Source organism: Microbacterium sp. LB12, assembly GCF_037150835.1.
Taxonomy (GTDB): domain Bacteria; phylum Actinomycetota; class Actinomycetes; order Actinomycetales; family Microbacteriaceae; genus Microbacterium.
This window is the reverse complement of sequence record NZ_JBBCPF010000003.1, coordinates 216647-233559: the sequence shown is the minus strand read 5'-3', so window position 1 is coordinate 233559 and position 16913 is coordinate 216647. Positions and strand designations below refer to the sequence as shown.

The 16913-nt window shown below is 69.0% G+C and carries 14 protein-coding genes; 8 read left to right on the top strand and 6 right to left on the bottom strand.

The window, feature by feature from the left end:
- Positions 1-4: 4 nt before the first annotated feature.
- Positions 5-1135 (bottom strand): acyltransferase family protein, encoded by a 1131-nt coding sequence (locus tag WFM69_RS08130; RefSeq protein WP_337003466.1) that lies wholly within the window; start codon positions 1133-1135, stop codon positions 5-7.
- Between the two features lie 111 nt (positions 1136-1246).
- Between WFM69_RS08130 and WFM69_RS08125 the strand changes: the two genes are divergently transcribed.
- The 3 genes from WFM69_RS08125 to WFM69_RS08115 are packed head-to-tail and all read left to right on the top strand — an operon-like array spanning position 1247 to position 4523.
- Positions 1247-2473, top strand: a complete 1227-nt coding sequence (locus tag WFM69_RS08125) for an LLM class flavin-dependent oxidoreductase (protein WP_337003464.1) — start codon at positions 1247-1249, stop codon at positions 2471-2473.
- Between the two features lies 1 nt (position 2474).
- A complete protein-coding gene (locus WFM69_RS08120; RefSeq protein WP_337003462.1) occupies positions 2475-3119 on the top strand; it encodes an FMN reductase in 645 nt (214 codons plus the stop codon).
- Positions 3120-3170: 51 nt separating this feature from the next.
- Positions 3171-4523, top strand: coding sequence for an FAD-binding oxidoreductase (locus tag WFM69_RS08115; RefSeq protein WP_337003460.1), 1353 nt, complete (start codon positions 3171-3173; stop codon positions 4521-4523).
- 3 nt (positions 4524-4526) lie between these two features.
- Here WFM69_RS08115 and WFM69_RS08110 read toward each other — a convergent pair whose 3' ends face one another.
- The gene (locus WFM69_RS08110) at positions 4527-5222 is read right to left on the bottom strand and encodes a response regulator (protein WP_337003458.1); all 696 of its coding nucleotides are present in this window, start codon (positions 5220-5222) and stop codon (positions 4527-4529) included.
- Positions 5219-6502: a sensor histidine kinase gene (locus WFM69_RS08105; protein WP_337003456.1), complete on the bottom strand. Its 1284-nt coding sequence runs from the start codon at positions 6500-6502 to the stop codon at positions 5219-5221. Before WFM69_RS08105 ends, WFM69_RS08110 begins: the two co-directional genes overlap by 4 nt.
- A 144-nt stretch (positions 6503-6646) precedes the next feature.
- Here WFM69_RS08105 and WFM69_RS08100 point away from each other — a divergent pair, with 144 nt between their 5' ends.
- Positions 6647-8092: a cation:dicarboxylate symporter family transporter gene (locus WFM69_RS08100; protein ID WP_337003454.1), complete on the top strand. Its 1446-nt coding sequence runs from the start codon at positions 6647-6649 to the stop codon at positions 8090-8092.
- Between the two features lie 56 nt (positions 8093-8148).
- Here the strand turns inward: WFM69_RS08100 and WFM69_RS08095 are convergent, their stop codons facing one another.
- The gene (locus WFM69_RS08095) at positions 8149-8328 is read right to left on the bottom strand and encodes a DUF5302 domain-containing protein (RefSeq protein ID WP_337003452.1); all 180 of its coding nucleotides are present in this window, start codon (positions 8326-8328) and stop codon (positions 8149-8151) included.
- A 31-nt stretch (positions 8329-8359) separates the two neighbouring features.
- Positions 8360-8944: a DedA family protein gene (locus WFM69_RS08090; RefSeq protein ID WP_337003450.1), complete on the bottom strand. Its 585-nt coding sequence runs from the start codon at positions 8942-8944 to the stop codon at positions 8360-8362.
- Positions 8945-9123: 179 nt separating this feature from the next.
- Between WFM69_RS08090 and WFM69_RS08085 the strand changes: the two genes are divergently transcribed.
- Complete coding sequence (locus WFM69_RS08085; RefSeq protein ID WP_337003448.1) at positions 9124-11025, top strand: GDSL-type esterase/lipase family protein; 1902 nt, start codon at positions 9124-9126, stop codon at positions 11023-11025.
- 22 nt (positions 11026-11047) lie between these two features.
- On the opposite strand, the gene WFM69_RS08080 is transcribed toward WFM69_RS08085, so the two are convergent.
- Positions 11048-12358, bottom strand: coding sequence for a UDP-glucose dehydrogenase family protein (locus WFM69_RS08080; protein WP_337003446.1), 1311 nt, complete (start codon positions 12356-12358; stop codon positions 11048-11050).
- A gap of 358 nt (positions 12359-12716) precedes the next feature.
- On the opposite strand from WFM69_RS08080, the gene WFM69_RS08075 reads away from it, so the two are divergent.
- The 3 genes from WFM69_RS08075 (at position 12717) to WFM69_RS08065 (ending at position 16912) form a co-directional block, all read left to right on the top strand.
- A complete protein-coding gene (locus tag WFM69_RS08075) occupies positions 12717-14993 on the top strand; it encodes a polyribonucleotide nucleotidyltransferase (protein WP_337003444.1) in 2277 nt (758 codons plus the stop codon).
- A gap of 218 nt (positions 14994-15211) precedes the next feature.
- Positions 15212-16240 (top strand): aldo/keto reductase, encoded by a 1029-nt coding sequence (locus tag WFM69_RS08070; RefSeq protein ID WP_337003442.1) that lies wholly within the window; start codon positions 15212-15214, stop codon positions 16238-16240.
- 69 nt (positions 16241-16309) lie between these two features.
- Positions 16310-16912 carry a histidine phosphatase family protein gene (locus tag WFM69_RS08065; RefSeq protein ID WP_337003440.1) on the top strand — a complete coding sequence of 201 codons (603 nt, stop codon included), beginning with the start codon at positions 16310-16312 and terminating at the stop codon, positions 16910-16912.
- Position 16913 lies beyond the last annotated feature (1 nt).

Sequence of the window (16913 nt, the reverse complement as noted above, 5' to 3'; positions counted from 1 at the left end):
GCTTCTAGCGAGGACGCCGCGACCCCGTCGGATCGTTCCGGCGCCCCTCCTTGGATGCGAGCTCAGGATCGGCGAACAGCCAGCCGGGACGCGGTTCGACGAGGGGGCGGAAGAGCCACCGCACCGGTTTCGTGGCCAGCGCCAGGGCGATCGCCACCGAGAGGACGGTGACGAGCGGCAGCCAGATCCACGTCGGTTCCAGGTCGCGCAGGATGCCGCTCTCGCGGAACGGGTACAGCACGAACGAGTGCAGCAGGAACACGTACATCGTGTATTGACCGAATGTCGTCCACCACTGGGCGCGGCGGGGGATGAGGGCGAAGAAGGCGGCGCTCAGCACCACCGCGAGCAGCATCAGGACGATGCGGATGCCGCCCGCCCACCACTGCTCGCCGCCGAGGTCGGCATAGGAGTCCTCGTAGAACAGCCAGTGCCGGAGATCCGCCGCCTGCCAGACGGGGAGCCAGTTCCACGCCGCCCAGCCGGTGCCGGCGAGGATCGCGACCGCGCCGGCGCGCACCCACCATGGGCGGAAATCCAGGAGCCTGAACCGGTCGACGATGTCGCGTTCGCGCAGCCACCAACCCAGGGTGAAGAACGGCAGCAGCCCGAGAGTGCGGGAGAGAGAGAACGTGCTGTCGACGTTGGGCAGATACCCCACGCCGACCGAGATCACGATCGTCCACAGCAGCGGCCAGCGCAGCAGCGCCAGGTAGGGGAGCACGAGGCGGAAGATGCCCAGAGCGAGCAGGAACCACAGCGTCCAGCTCGGCTTGGTGATGTTCGGGTCGGCCTGACCCTCCACGAGCCACTTGGTGAGGGTCCACAGCGTCTCGAAGATCACGTAGGGGAGGATGATGTCGGTGATCACCCTGGCCATCTGCGTCTTGGTCGGGGACCCGGACTTCGAGAAGTAGCCCGAGATGATCGCGAACGCCGGCATGTGGAACGCGTACAGGGCGAGGTAGAACGCGAAGGCGATGTCGGAGTCGTAGATGAGGCGCTGGATCGCGTGGCCGAGCACCACCAGCACGATGCAGACGTATCGCGCGTTGTCCCAGAACGGCACGCGCCTCCGCTTGCGGGGAACCGATCCGGTGGGGGTCCCTGAGATGTCGGCGCCGGCACTGCTCATCCTCCGAGGCTACAGGCCGGGAATAAAGTTGCCCTGGGCGCGTTGACACAGATACATTCAAATGAATAGAAACGGATGCGAGTCATCCGGTTCGGAGAACACGGAGCAATCATGAGCGAGCAGTCAGGCGCGCAGGCGATGCAGTTCGGCATCATGTCGGTCAGCGACATCACCCGCGATCCCACCACGGGCATCACCCCCAGCGAGCAGGAGCGCATCAAGGCGACCATGGCGATCGCCGTGCACGCCGAAGAGGTCGGGCTCGACGTCTTCGCTATCGGCGAGCACCACAACCCGCCCTTCTGGTCCTCCAGCCCCACGACGTTCCTCGCCGCCCTCGCCGCGCAGACCGAACGACTGATCGTCTCGACCTCCACGACGCTCATCACCACGAACGACCCTGTCCGCATCGCCGAGGAGTACGCGATGCTGCAGCACGTGTCCGACGGTCGCATGGACCTCATGCTCGGTCGCGGCAACACGGGTCCCGTCTACCCGTGGTTCGGCCAGGACATCCGCCAGGGCCTTCCGCTCGCGATCGAGAACTACGCGCTGCTGCACAAGCTGTGGCGCGAAGACGTCGTGGACTGGGAGGGCAAGTTCCGTACCCCGCTGCAGGGCTTCACCTCGACGCCGCGTCCTCTCGACGGCATCGCGCCGTTCGTGTGGCACGGGTCCATCCGTACGCCCGAGATCGCCGAGCAGGCCGCCTACTACGGAGACGGCTTCTTCGCCAACAACATCTTCTGGCCCAAGGAGCACTACCAGCGCCTCATCGAGCTCTACCGGCAGCGCTTCGAGCACTACGGCCACGGCACGAGGGAGCAGGCCATCGTCGGTCTCGGCGGTCAGGTGTTCATGGCGGCGAAGTCGCAGGATGCCGTTGACCAGTTCCGTCCGTACTTCGACAACGCGCCCGTCTACGGCCACGGTCCGAGCATGGAGGACTTCTCCGAGATGACCCCGCTCACGGTGGGGTCGCCGCAGCAGGTGATCGATCGCTACGCGGCGATGCGCGAGCACTACGGCGACTACCAGCGGCAGCTCTTCCTCATCGACCACGCGGGCCTTCCGCTGAAGACGGTCCTGGAGCAGCTGGACATCCTCGGCTCCGAGGTGGTGCCGGTGCTGCGCAAGGAGCTCGCCACGAATCGTCCGGCCTCTGTGCCGGATGCGCCCACCCACGCCGCACGTGTGAAGGCGGAGTTCGGCGACGGGCCCACGCGGCAGGCACGCCCCGGCGCGAACCGTGGCGACAACCTGACCGGCGACTCGCCGTATCAGGACACTCCCGCCCCGGCGGGTGCGGCATTCGGCCTCGGTCGGAAGGAGGCGTGAGATGACCACGCGTCGCATCGCCGTCGTCTCGGCCGGCCTGTCGAACCCGTCCTCGACGCGGATGCTGGCCGACCGGCTCGCCGCAGAGACCGTGAGGGCGCTCGCCGCCCACGACATCGAGGCGAGCGTCGACGTGATCGAGCTGCGCGACTACGCGCACGACATCACGAACAACATGCTGACCGGCTTCGCGCCGCCGGCGCTGGAGACCGCGATCAACACGGTCGTCTCGGCCGATGCCCTCATCGCGGTGACGCCGATCTTCTCGACGAGCTACTCGGGGTTGTTCAAATCGTTCATCGACGTGCTCGACCCCGATGCGCTCACCGGCAAGCCGGTGCTCATCGGAGCGAATGCGGGTACTGCGCGCCACTCCCTGGCGATCGACTACGCGATCCGCCCGCTGTTCGCCTATCTGCATGCGGAGGCGGTGTCGACCGGCGTGTTCGCGGCGTCGAGCGACTGGGGTGGGTCCGGCGACGACGTCGCTCCGCTGGCCAAGCGCGTCGAGAAGGGCGCGAAGGAGCTCGCAGACGCGATCGCACGTCGCGACGCCGCGGTGGTGGTCGACCCGTTCGACCCCGCCACCTACCTGGGCGAGGGACGCTCGTTCGGTCACATGCTGGGTGGCCTCGCCGGCGAGTGAGTGCGGCATGACGCCATCGACAATGTCCGAGGGGCATCGTACGGTGACGTCATGCCCACACACGCTGCGCTCATCGCGCTCCAGAATCGGCTGACCGGCACCCTTCTCCTGCCCGACGACGTCGGGTACGACGCGGCACGCATGCCGTGGAACCTCGCGATCGAGCAGCACCCGGTCGCGGTGGCTGTTCCCGCCGACGTCGACGACCTTCGTGCCCTCCTCGTGGCCGCGCGCGAGTCGGGTGTCCGCCTCGCCGTCCAGCCGAGCGGGCACGGCGCATCCGACGCCCTGTCGCGGGCCGTGCTGGTGCGGATGACTGCGTTCGACGAGCTCGATGTCGACCTCGAACAGGGCGTCGCGCGGGTCGGTTCCGGGGTGCGTTGGGGTGCCGTCGTCGAGGCACTCGAAGGCTCCGGTTGGGCGGCCCCCGCGGGTACGAGCCCGGTCGTCAGCGTCGCCGGTTACACGCTCGGCGGCGGCCACTCCTGGTTCAGCCGCACGGCGGGACTCGGCTCCGACAACCTGCGTGCCGCGTGGGTGCTGCGCACCGACGGCACGCACGAGCGGGTCGACGACGAGACGGATCCCGAGCTGATGTGGGCTCTGCGCGGCGCGGGTGGCATCGTCGGCGTCGTCACCGCGCTCGAACTCGACCTGGTTCCCGCTCCGGACATCTGGGGAGCGAACCTCACCTTCGATGTCGCCGATGCGCCCGCCGTCGTCCGAGCGGTGCGCGATCTCGCCGTCGATGCGCCCTCGACCCTGAACATCTTCCTCAACTCGATGCGCATGCCGGATGCGCCCGAGCTTCCCGAGGCGATCCGCGGGCGCAGCTTCCTCACCGTGCAGGCGCTCTCCACCGACGGGTCGCACGACGCCCTGATCGATCGGGTCCGTCGTGCCGGGACCGTGCAGCGCGAGATCGTCGGCCCGACATCGCCCGCGGCGCTCGCTGCCGCGTCGAACGAACCGACCGATCCGACGCCCGGGCGCGGAGCCTCCATGGCGCTCACCGCCCTCGACGACGCCACGATCGATGCGCTGCTCGCATTCCGCGAGGAGCCCGCGCACTGGCCGCTCATGGGCATCGACATCCGTCTGCTCGGCGGTGCTCTCGATGCACCGCGACGCGCCGGTCTCGCCTCTGTGGAGTCGGCGGGCTGGTTGCTGCACGCTCTCGTGCCGGTGATCCCCGGGGTTCCGAGCGAGCCCGGGGACGCCAGCATGCAGGCGTTCCGCGAGTTGCTCGCACACGCCGAGGCACCGCAGACCGTGACGACGTTCCTCGAGCCGGGACAGACGCTCGACCGCTGCGGTTCCGTCGAGGACATCGCTCGGCTCCGTGAGCTGCGTGCCCGGTTCGATCCGGACGCGATCCTCTACGACGGTCGGCTTCCGCGCTGACGCTCAGAGGTCGCGCTCGGAGCGGTGCTTCCAGTCGTACTCGGTCTCCGGACGGCCGCGGGTGCCGTACCGGGCGGCGCGGGTGAGCACCCCCTCGGTGACGAGGTGCTCGAGATAACGCCGCACCGCCACGCGGGACATCCCGAGCCGCTCGGCCGTCTCGCTCGCCGACAGCGGTCCGCCTGCACGCAACGCAGCGCTCACCCGGTCGAGAGAGGCGGCGGAGAGGCCCTTGGGGAGTGCGATCGCGCCGGTGGTCCGGCCCAGGAGCGCATCGATCTCCGCCTGAGTCGCTTCCCCGGCTGTGTTCCGCGCCTGCTCGCGATGCGTCCGATACTGCTCCATGCGTTCGCGGAACACCGCGAAGGGGAACGGCTTGACGAGGTACTGGTAGACGCCGAGCGCTGCCATCTGGCGCACGGTGTCGGCATCGCGCACGCCCGTGATGGCGATCACATCCAGCGTCGCCGACCGGGTGCGCAGGGCGCGCAGCACGTCGATTCCCGACCCGTCCGGCATGGTGATGTCGAGGAGCACGAGGTCGAAGGCATCGACGCCGGGGCGCTCCAGCACAGCGCTGACTGCGGCGCGCGCGCCGGTGCATTCGCCGGCGACGGTGAATCCGTCGAGGCGGGCGAGGTAGTCGCGGTGCAGTTCGAGGGTGAGGGCATCGTCGTCGACGATCAGCGTGCGGATCACGGCTGTGACCTCCGGGATCCCGCCGCGGGGAGGACGACCCGGAACGTGGTGGGTTCGCCGGTCACCGTGACCGTACCTCCGGCGCCGGTGACCACGGAGTGCACGAGCGCGAGACCCACGCCGCGTCCCTCCGCACCGGCGGGTTTCGTGGAGTAACCCTGGTCGAAGATCCGCTCGCGCAGTTCGGGTGCGATGCCCGGACCGCTGTCGGAGATGTCCAGCACGATGCTGTCCTGGTCGCCGGGGCGCAGCGACACCTGCACCCAGCGGTCGTCCGACTCGGCGGCGGCGTCCATCGCGTTGTCGATGAGGTTGCCGAGCACGGACACGGCGTCGACGGGGGAGAGCGGCGTCCGCGGGGTCTCCGGTTCGATGTGCACGCGCCAGTCGATGCCGCGTTCCTTCGCCTGCGAGGCCTTGCCGAGCAGCAGTGCTCCGACGGCTGGATCGCCGTGTCGGCGTGCCGTGACCTGGTCGACGAGCGACTGGCTCTGGCGCGAGGTCTCGGTAAGGATCTCGATCGCCTCGTCGCGACGATCGAGCTCCAGCAGTGCGACGGCCGCATGCATCCGGTTGCCGTGCTCGTGGGTCTGCGCACGCAGCGCGTCGCCCAGGGTGCGGATCGACTCGTACGACGAGACGGCGTCCCTCAGCTGTCCCGGCGGCAGATCGCCGGTGATGCGACGGGTCACCCGTCGGGCGATCACGGCGCCGGCTGCTCCCAGCGCGACCAGACCGATGGTGATGCCCAGGGTGAGGGGGAGCCTGCGGATCAGGGTGTCGGTGATGGACTCGGTGGTGACGCCGGCCGAGACCCAGCCGATCAGTCTGCCGTCGGACGCGGTCACGGGGACGATGGTCCGCACGGAGGGACCGAGCGTTCCGGTGAACTCCTCGGTGAGCGTGCGCGGGGTCGCAGGGATCGTCCCGAGGTAGTGCTCGCCGATCTGCGTCAGGTCGGGATGCGTGATCCTGATGCCGTCCGTGGTCATGATCGTGATGAAGTCGAGCCCGGCATCGTCGATCACCTGCATGGCGTAGGGCTCGAGCACGTCCGTCGCCTGCTGGTCGTCGGTCGAGCTCAGACCGGCGACGACGAGCGGGGAGGCGGCGAACGAGGCTGCGGTCGCGGCGGTCACCCGTTCGGCCTCCGCACGGATCGAGCGCTGTGCCTCCACCACGAGGAAGACCGCGACCAGGACGCCGACGACCAGCGCGGTGACGAGCAGGACGAGGAACACGCGCGATGCGGTGCTGCGTCCACGGGAGGTGCGCGCCATCGCGTTCCTCCGATCGTCGACGTCGATGTGTCCGTGACCAATACGACCACAACTCGTCCCGATGGGTGAAGTCGGCGACCGTGGATTCCGATCGGCGGCACCGTAGCCGCCCGAGACGCAGACGTCGATGATCGAGGAGGACACATGGCGCTCACAACGGGATTCTCACTGCCGAAGTTCCACTGGCGGCGAGGCAAGCAATCGTGGGACCGGCACACGTGGCTGTACGTGTCCGTGCTGATCGCGGTCGTGCTGGGCGCGGTCGTCGGCCTCGTCTGGCCGGAGGTCGGGCAAGGGTTCGAGGTGCTCGGCAAGGGATTCGTGGCCCTGATCAAGATGATGATCGCGCCGATCATCTTCTGCACGATCGTGGTGGGGGTGGGGTCCATCGCCAAGGCGGCGACGGTCGGCAAGATCGGCGGCCTGGCGCTGCTGTACTTCATGGTCATGTCGACGTTCGCGCTGGCGATCGGACTGGTCGTGGGCAACATCATCCACCCGGGGTCCGGGCTCGACATGGCGGCATCGACCTATGAGGTGGTCGATGCGGAGGCGAAGACCACCCAGGACTTCGTGCTCGGCATCATCCCCACGACGTTCTTCTCCGCCTTCACGGGCGAGAGCGTGCTGCAGGTGCTCTTCATCGCCCTGCTGGTCGGCTTCGCCCTGCAGGGCCTCGGCGAGCGCGGCGCTCCCATCATGGAGGCGGTCAAGCAGCTGCAGAAGCTGGTGTTCCGCATCCTCGGGATGATCCTGTGGCTGGCGCCGATCGGCGCGTTCGGGGCGATCGCCGCCGTGGTGGGCAAGACGGGTGTCGCGGCGATCTGGAGCCTCGGAACCCTGATGGTCGCGTTCTACATCACGTGCATCCTGTTCATCGTCGCGGTGTTGGGAACCCTGCTGTGGGCGGTCACACGGGTGAACATCTTCGCGCTCATGAAGTACCTGGCCAGGGAGTACCTGCTCATCGTCGGCACGTCGTCGTCGGAGTCCGCGCTGCCGCGGCTGATCGCGAAGATGGAGTATGTCGGGGTCTCGAAGCCGGTCGTCGGGATCACCGTGCCCACCGGGTACTCGTTCAACCTCGACGGCACGGCGATCTACCTGACCATGGCGTCGTTGTTCATCGCGACCGGGATGGGTCAGCCGATGACGATCGGTGAGCAGATCGGTCTGCTGGTGTTCATGATCATCGCGAGCAAGGGCGCTGCCGGCGTCACCGGAGCGGGACTCGCCACGCTCGCCGGCGGTCTCCAGGCGTACCGGCCCGACCTCGTCGACGGCGTCGGCGTGATCGTGGGGATCGATCGCTTCATGTCGGAGGGACGAGCCCTCACGAACTTCACCGGGAATGCGGTGGCGACGCTGCTGATCGGCACGTGGACGAAGCAGATCGACAAGGAGCGCGTGCGGCGGGTGCTGAGCGGGGAGCTGCCGTTCGACGAGTCGCTCCTCGACGGCGTGGACGCGCACGGGCACGCGGATGCCGACGCCCCGCAGGCGGTCGACGTGCAGGAGCTGCGGGAAGCCGCAGTGACCGAGATGGCGGCGAAGGAGGAGCGGGCGCGTCTGCGCGCAGACCGCGTCTGACGAGCGGAGAAGTGGGGTGCGGGAGTCCGGTGAACCGGGCTCCCGCACCCGCGCGGTCAACCGCTCTTGCGTCGGAACTCGCGCCGCGTCTGCGGGGCGTTCGCACTGTGCACGGCGGAATCGCCGTCGAGGTGTGCCTCGCCCTGCCGGTGGTGCGCGTTCTTCTTCTCGAGCGCTTCCTTGAACTTGCGCTTCATCTCCTCGGAGGAGGAGGTGGCGCCTTCTTCGGTGCTCATGCCCCGAGCCTAGAGCACCGCGCCCGGCGGATCACCCTTTCGCGCGTCGGGTGATGCGGTCGATCAGCGCACCGAGACCGATCGCGAAGACGATCGACACGGGCACCGCGACGAGGGGGCCGCCGGGGACGATGGCGGCGATGGCGGCACCCACCGCGGCCTGATACAGCGCCCATCCTGTCGCGGCGATCGCGACGAGGGCGAGGTAGCGCGGGGGATGGATGCGTGACGCTCCCGCGACCAGGTTGATCGCCAGGCGGGCGAACGGCACGAACCGGGCGGTGAAGAGCACGGTCGCCGTGCCGCCGTCCAGGCGGCGTCTCGCCCAGCCGAGTGCCTGCTGCACACGCGGCGCGCGCATCCACCGCCAGCGTTCGGTGCCGACCACACGACCGATCAGGTAACAGCAGGCGTCGCCGACCGCGGCGGCGAGGGCGGCGCAGACGACCACGGCCCACAGCGGTGGCGCTCCCGTGCTGACGGCGAGGGCGCCGAGTGCAGTCACGGCGATCTCGCCGGGCAGGACCACGAAGAAGGCGTCGCCGATCACCAGCGCACTCATGAGCACCAGGCTCCAGGGGCCGGTGAGCGATTCGGTCAGCAGATCCGTCGGCACGTCGCTCACTGTGCCGTCCGGCGGTGAACGGGAACCAAAGACCGGATAGCCGGTGACCTGCCGTCCAGCATCCGGTGAACATCTGGTGCCGGGAGGCGTTTGCGGGGATCGGGCGTCCGCAGCGGCGTCATCCTGAGGCTGTGAGAGTAGCGATCGTCACGGAATCCTTCCTTCCGCACATGAACGGCGTCACCGGGTCGGTGCTGCAGATCCTGCGGCATCTGGAACGCACGGGACACGACGCCCACGTCATCGCGCCCGCCGCGGCAGGTATCCCCGAGGAGGTCGGTGGCGCGCGCGTCGAAGCCATTCCGAGCCTCGCGCTCCCCGGCTACCGGAACGTGCGGGTGGGGACGTCGAGCGCTCGCCGCGTCGCCGCCGCGCTGCAGCGGTTCCAGCCCGACGTCGTGCACCTGGCCTCGCCGTTCGCCCTCGGGTGGCGGGGAGTCCTGGCGGCCGATCGGCTCGATGTCGCATCCGTCGCCGCGTACCAGACCGACGTCGCGGCGTACACGGAGCGCTACCGGGTCGCAGCGACGACAGGTCTCGCCCAGACACACATCGCCCGGCTGCACCGGCGCGCCACGATGACCCTCGCGCCCTCCGCGGAGTCCGCCCAGCAGCTCGCCGGTCTCGGCGTCGATCGGGTCCGACGCTGGGGAAGAGGCGTCGATGCCGAGCGCTTCCACCCCTCGCGCCGCGACCCCGCACTGCGAGGCTCCTGGGAGGCGGAGGTCGTCATCGGGTATGTCGGACGCCTCGCCCCGGAGAAGCAGGTCGAAGATCTCGCGGTGCTGCGCGGCATCCCCGGAACGCGCCTGGTCATCGTCGGTGACGGTCCGAGCAGGGCACGGCTCGAGGCAATGCTCCCGGACGCGCTGTTCCTCGGTCACCTGGACGGGATGGCGCTCGCCGCTGCTGTCGCCTCGTTCGACCTGTTCGTGCACCCGGGGGAGAGCGACACGTTCGGACAGACCCTGCAGGAGGCGCACGCGAGCGGGATCCCCGTCGTCGCGACGGGACGCGGCGGTCCCCTCGACCTCGTGCGCATGGGGATCGACGGGTGGCTGTACCGGCCGGGTGACCTCGATGACCTGCGCATGCGCGTCGCGGACCTCGCTGGCGACGCACGCAAGCGCGGCGCGTTCGGCGACGCCGGTCGCGAGGCCGTGCAGGGGCGCAGCTGGGAGAGTGTGTGCGACCAGCTCTTGCAGCACTTCGACGACGCGCGATCCCTGCACCGTGCGGATGCCGGAGCGCGTGTGCGTCGTCTGGTGCGCCCGGTGCCCCCGATCGCGCTCACCTCTCGACGGTGGCAGCGTTATGTCGCGTTGGGAGACTCGCTCACCGAGGGACTGTGCGACCCCGCCCCAGATGGCGCGCTGCGTGGATGGGCGGATCGTCTCGCCCTGCTCCTGGCCGCGCGCGGAGGGCTGCAGTACGCGAATCTCGCCGTCCGCTCCAAGCGCGTCCGCGACGTGTCCGGTCTGCAGGTGGATCGCGCACTCGCGCTCCGACCCGACCTCGTCTCGATCCTCATCGGGGCCAACGACCTCGTGAAGCGGCGGGTCGACGTGCCTGCGCTCGCCGTCGAGCTGGAGGAAGCGGTGCGTCGGCTGCGCGGGATCGGGGCCGATGTGCTGCTGGTGACGCCGTTCCTCCCCGGACGGAGAGCAGCCTCCATCTACGCGCGGCGTTTCGCCGCATTCGCCACCGCGCTCGCCGGCATCGCCGCGCGGACCGGGGCGATCCTCATCGACACCGATCTGCACCTCGAGTTGGGCGACCGGCCGAACTGGGGCGAGGACCTCGTGCACCTCAGCAGCAGGGGGCATCGGTTCCTCGCCTACCGTGCAGGCGAGATCCTCGGAGTCCCCGATGCCGACGCGCTCGGAGCGCTGGATGCCGCACTGCACGAGCACGAGCCGATCGGTGCGGGAGTGTGGTGGCGGCGTCATGCGCTGCCGTGGATCTGGCGGCGGCTGCACGGGCGTGCCGCGGGTGATGGGCGCACCGCGAAGCACGACGACTACGTGTACCTCGGCCGCTCCTCCGCCGCACGGGGAGCCTTCGTCCACTGACCGGTGGCGGAAGCCGCCGCGATCAGCGGCGCCCCATGCCGTGGTACTGCCAGCCGGCGGCGCGCCAGGCGGCGGCGTCGAGGCAGTTGCGGCCGTCGACGACGATCCGTCCCCGGACCAGTCCGCCGGCGTGCACGGGGGAGAGGTCGCGACGGTATTCGTCCCACTCGGTCACGATCACGACCGCGTCGGCGTCACGCAGAGCGTCGTCCCGGTCGCGCGCATACCCGAGCTGCGGGTGCGCGGCGGCGGCGTTGTCGATCGCGGCGGGGTCGGTCACGACGACATCTGCCCCGAGTCCGCGCAGGCGCACGGCGACGTCCAGGGCCGGAGAGTCGCGGATGTCATCACTGAACGGCTTGAACGCCGCACCGAGCACCGCGATCCGCCGCCCGAAGACGAGGCCGCCGAGCGCGTCGACCACGAGCTGCACGGCGCGGTCGCGACGGCGCAGGTTGATCGTGTCGACCTCTCGGAGGAAACCGACCGCTTCGCCGCGTCCGAGCTCCTCCGCCCGGGCGGTGAACGCGCGGATGTCCTTCGGCAGGCACCCGCCGCCGAAGCCGATGCCGGCACCGAGGTAGCGTCGGCCGATCCGGGTGTCGTGTCCCAGGGCGTCCGCGAGCAGGTTGACGTCTGCTCCCGCGGCCTCCGCGATCTCGGCCATCGCGTTGATGAACGAGATCTTGGTGGCCAGGAAGGCGTTGGCGGCGCCCTTCACGAGCTCGGCCGTGGCGAGGTCGGTCACCAGGAACGGGGTGCCCGCGACCACGGCGGCGTCGTACACCTCGCGGAGCACGCCGACGGCCCGCTCTCCGGCCTCATCCAAGTCCGCCCCGACCACGAGGCGATCCGGGGTGAGGGTGTCGTGCACGGCCCAGCCCTCCCGCAGGAACTCGGGGTTCCACACCAGGGTCGCCCCGCTGCCGACGAGTCGCGCCGACAACAGGGCTGCGGTGCCGACGGGCACGGTGGACTTGCCGGCGACGACGTCGCCCGGTCGCAGATGGGGTAGTAGGGCATCCAGCGCCGCATCCACGTACCGCAGGTCGGCGGCGTGGCCTCCGGGAGCCTGCGGCGTGCCCACGGCGAGGAAGTGCACGTCCGAGCCGGACGCGTCCTCCATCCGTGTGCTGAAGCGGAGGCGTCCGGATGCCATCCCCTCGGCGAGCAGCTCGGAGAGGCGGGGCTCGAAGAACGGCGCGGTCCCGGCCGCGAGCGAGGCGACCTTCTGCTCATCGACGTCGATGCCCATCACGTCGTGTCCGATCGAGGCCATGGCTGCGGCGTGCACGGCACCGAGGTACCCGCAGCCGATCACTGACATGCGCATCGGCCCAGCACAGCGCACGTCGTTCGCCGCCCGGCATCCGGTCGGTGAACGGGTCGTGGCCGACGCGTGTCCGGTCGGTGCGCATGCGCAGACGCGGATTTCGGAGTGCACGCTGGTAGGGTGGATGAGGTTGATCTGTGTCAACCGCACAACTTCACATCGACTCATGGAGCGATCGGCGGAGAAGCTGGTCCCCTGTGGTGGGTTCCTCGGCATAGGTCGGGTGGCTTTCTACTGGTGGCCAGCGCAGGCGACATTCGCGGGAATGCCCGCGCGCCCGAACCCTTCCGTTCCGCTCCTTTGAACACGCTCGCGCGTCACACGGATTCGCGAGTCTAAACAAAGAAGGAGAGACCTCTTGGAAGGTCCTGAAATCACCGCCACCGAGGCCGTTCTCGACAACGGCCGCTTCGGCACCCGTACCATCCGCTTCGAGACCGGCCGCCTCGCGCAGCAGGCTCAGGGCGCCGTCGCCGCGTACCTCGACGGCGAGACCATGCTCCTCTCGGCCACCAGCGCAGGCAAGCACCCGCGCGAGGGCTTCGACTTCTTCCCGCTGACGGTCGACGTCGAGGAGCGCTCCTACGCCGCCGGCAAGATCCCCGGCTCGTTCTTCCGTCGCGAGGGTCGCCCCTCCACCGAGGCGATCCTGGTCTGCCGTCTGATCGACCGTCCGCTGCGTCCGTCGTTCGTCGACGGTCTCCGCAACGAGGTCCAGATCGTCATCACCGTCCTCTCGATCGCTCCGGGCGAGTTCTACGACGCCCTCGCGATCAACGCGGCATCCGCGTCGACCCAGATCTCGGGTCTGCCGTTCTCGGGCCCCGTCGCCGGTGTGCGCCTCGCGTTCATCCCCGGTCACGGCGAGCACGCCGACCAGTGGGTCGCGTTCCCGACCGCCGAGCAGGTCTCGGAGGCCGTGTTCGACCTGATCGTCGCCGGTCGCGTCGTCACGAAGGCCGATGGCTCGGAAGACGTCGCGATCATGATGGTCGAGGCCGAGGCCACCGAGGGCAGCTGGAACCTGATCAAGGCCGGCGCCACCAAGCCGAACGAAGAGATCGTGGCCCAGGGTCTCGAGGCCTCGAAGCCGTTCATCGCACAGCTGGTGAAGGCCCAGGCCGAGCTCGCCGCGACCGCGTCGAAGGAGCCGGGCGTCTACCCCGTCTTCCCCGCGTACAGCGACGAGGTCTACAGCTTCGTCTCCGAGCGTGCGTTCGCCGAGCTCAGCGATGTCTACCAGATCGCCGACAAGGTCGAGCGTCAGACCGCCGACGACGCGATCAAGGACCGCGTCAAGGCAGAGCTGATCGAAGCCACCGAGGCGGGCTCGCTCCCGGCTGCGGCTCCGCTCGAGTTCTCCGCGGCGTACAAGTCGGTCACGAAGAAGATCGTCCGCGGCCGCATCCTCACCGAGGGCGCTCGCATCGACGGTCGCGGTCTGGCGGACATCCGTCCGCTCGACGCCGAGGTGCAGGTCATCCCGCGCGTGCACGGTTCCGCGATCTTCCAGCGCGGCGAGACCCAGATCCTGGGCATCACCACGCTGAACATGCTCAAGATGGAGCAGCAGATCGACTCGCTGTCGCCCACGACGAGCAAGCGCTACATGCACCACTACAACTTCCCGCCCTACTCGACCGGTGAGACCGGCCGTGTCGGTTCGCCGAAGCGTCGCGAGATCGGGCACGGCTTCCTGGCCGAGCGCGCCCTCGTGCCGGTGCTGCCGAGCCGCGAGGAGTTCCCGTACGCGATCCGTCAGGTGTCCGAGGCGCTCAGCTCCAACGGCTCCACCTCGATGGGTTCCGTCTGCGCGTCGACCCTGTCGCTGCTGAACGCGGGTGTGCCGCTGCGCGCTCCTGTCGCCGGTATCGCGATGGGCCTCGTCTCCGACGAGGTCGACGGCGAGACCCGCTACGCGGCGCTGACCGACATCCTGGGTGCGGAGGACGCACTCGGCGACATGGACTTCAAGGTCGCCGGCACCAGCGAGTTCGTCACCGCGATCCAGCTCGACACGAAGCTCGACGGCATCCCGTCGTCGGTGCTCGCCGGCGCCTTGACCCAGGCTCGTGAGGCTCGTCTGACGATCCTCAACGTCCTGAACGCGGCGATCGACGCTCCCGACGAGATGGCGCCCACCGCGCCGCGCGTCATCAGCGTGCAGATCCCGGTCGACAAGATCGGCGAGCTGATCGGCCCGAAGGGCAAGACGATCAACGCGATCCAGGACGAGACCGGCGCGCAGATCTCCATCGAGGAGGACGGCACCGTCTACATCGGCGCGACGGACGGCCCCTCGGCCGAGGCCGCCCGTGCCCAGGTCAACGCGATCGCCAACCCCACCAACCCGGAGGTCGGGGAGCAGTTCCTCGGCACCGTCGTGAAGATCGCCACCTTCGGTGCGTTCGTCTCGCTGCTCCCGGGCAAGGACGGGCTCCTGCACGTCACCGAGGTTCGCAAGCTCGCCGGTGGCAAGCGCGTCGAGAACGTCGATGACGTGCTCTCGGTCGGCCAGAAGATCCTCGTGAAGATCACGAAGATCGACGACCGCGGCAAGCTGTCGCTCGAGCCCGTGCTCGACGACGCTCCGGCTGCGGACGCGGCTCCTGCAGAGGACGCCGCCGCGGAGTAGCACCTCGCTCGAACCGGAGCCCGGGTCCTTCCGCACAGGAGGGGCCCGGGCTTCGTCGCCTTCGGTGTGATCGAATCGTTATCGGACGTTTCCGCGCCGTTCCCCGGAATGGTCAGGACGTTCGGAGATGTCGCTTACCCTCGAAGTACGCACCGGGGGGTGCACAGTCAGCAGGTACGCAGGTCGGAACGCACCGATCGACGCGGGGGTGAGAGAGTATGCGGTTGTTCAGCGTAGGCGCAGGAGCGTCCGCAGAACGCGCCCAGGAGGAGGGGACGGAGCACCCGTCCGCTCCCATTCCGATCGTCGGACCCGGAATAGGGGAGACCATCCGCGTCTCCCTCGGTGAGACCGGCTACGAGACGTTCCCACTCATGTTGGGGGCTGCGGAGTTCGGCTGGAACGTCGATCTCGAGACGAGCCACGGCATCCTCGATCGCTATGTGGAGTTCGGCGGCAACGCCATCCACACGGCCGACGGCTTCTCCGGAGGGCGCAGCGAGCACATCATCGGGCAGTGGCTGCGTTCACGTGGTCGCCGCGAGCGGGCGCTGCTGAGCGTGCGCATCGGTGCGCACGCCGACAACCCCGGTCTGGGCTCGGTGAACCTCGTCCGGGCTGTCGAGGGGTCCCTGACGAGACTCGGCGTCGAACGCATCGACGTGCTCTACCTCGATGCCACGCTCGACGCGACGACCAACCTCGAAGACACCCTCGCGACCGTCGAATGGCTGACCGAAGCGGGCAAGATCGGTGCGCTCGGAGCCTTCGGCTTCGCTCCGGAGCGTCTCGTCGAGGCGCGCATCCTCGCGTCGGCGGGGTACCCGCGCATCCAGGTGATCGACGCGCCGTACAACCTCATCCGCCGTCAGCCGTTCGAGGGGGATCTGCGACTCGTCGCCGGGGCGCAGAACCTCGCCGTGACGCCGTCGCATGCGCTCGAGCACGGTTTCCTGTCCGGTCGTCACCGCAACAAGGCGCTGACCTCTCGCGGTGTGCGCGGCGAGCAGCTGCGCGGGCACCTCAATCGGCGGGGGACCAAGATCTTGCGTGCGCTGGATCAGGTGGCGGAAGAGCTGGCGGTACCCGTCGCCGCCGTCTCGGTGGCGTGGCTGCTCGCGCAGCGCACGATCGCGGCGCCGATCGTGAACACGTTCGCGACCGATCACGTCGACGAGCTCATGCAGGGCGCCGGCGTATCGCTGTCGCGCAGTCAAGTCGCCGAGCTCACCCGGGCAGGCAACTGAGCATCGTCGCACCCGTGACATAGGGTGGAAGAGACGCCCGGCGGATGCTGGCAATGAAGCGAGCGAGTTGTGACGCACTACATATATCTGGTCAGACACGGTGAACATCAGGATGCCGAGCACGGTCTGGCCGACGGACCCCTTTCGCCTCGAGGACAGCGGCAGGCGGAACTGATCGCCGACCGGCTGTCCGGACTCCCGCTCGACGCGGTCTGGCATTCTCCGCTGCTGCGGGCGAACGAGACGGCACGCGCGATCGCCGCGCGCCTGCCCTCGGTCGACCCCGAGCCGACGGCGCTCCTCTTCGACTGTGTGCCGACCGGGATGACGGAAGAGACTCCCGCGGCCTTCGAGCCGTTCTTCGGTTCGGTGACCGAGGCGGAGATCGAGGCGGGTCGCGCGCAGATGTCGGACGCGGTCAACGAGTTCCTCGTCCGCAAGACCGGTGACGTGCATGAGGTGCTCATCACCCACAACTTCGTCATCTCGTGGTTCGTCCGCGAGGTGCTCGGGGCTCCCGAATGGCGGTGGATGACGCTCAACCAGTCGCACTGCGGGCTGACGGTGATCGCCCAGAAGCAGGGGCGGCCGTGGACGCTCCTCACGCACAACGACACGGGTCACCTTCCGGTGGAGCTGCGCACCGGCATCCCTGACGCGCTGCTCGTCTGAG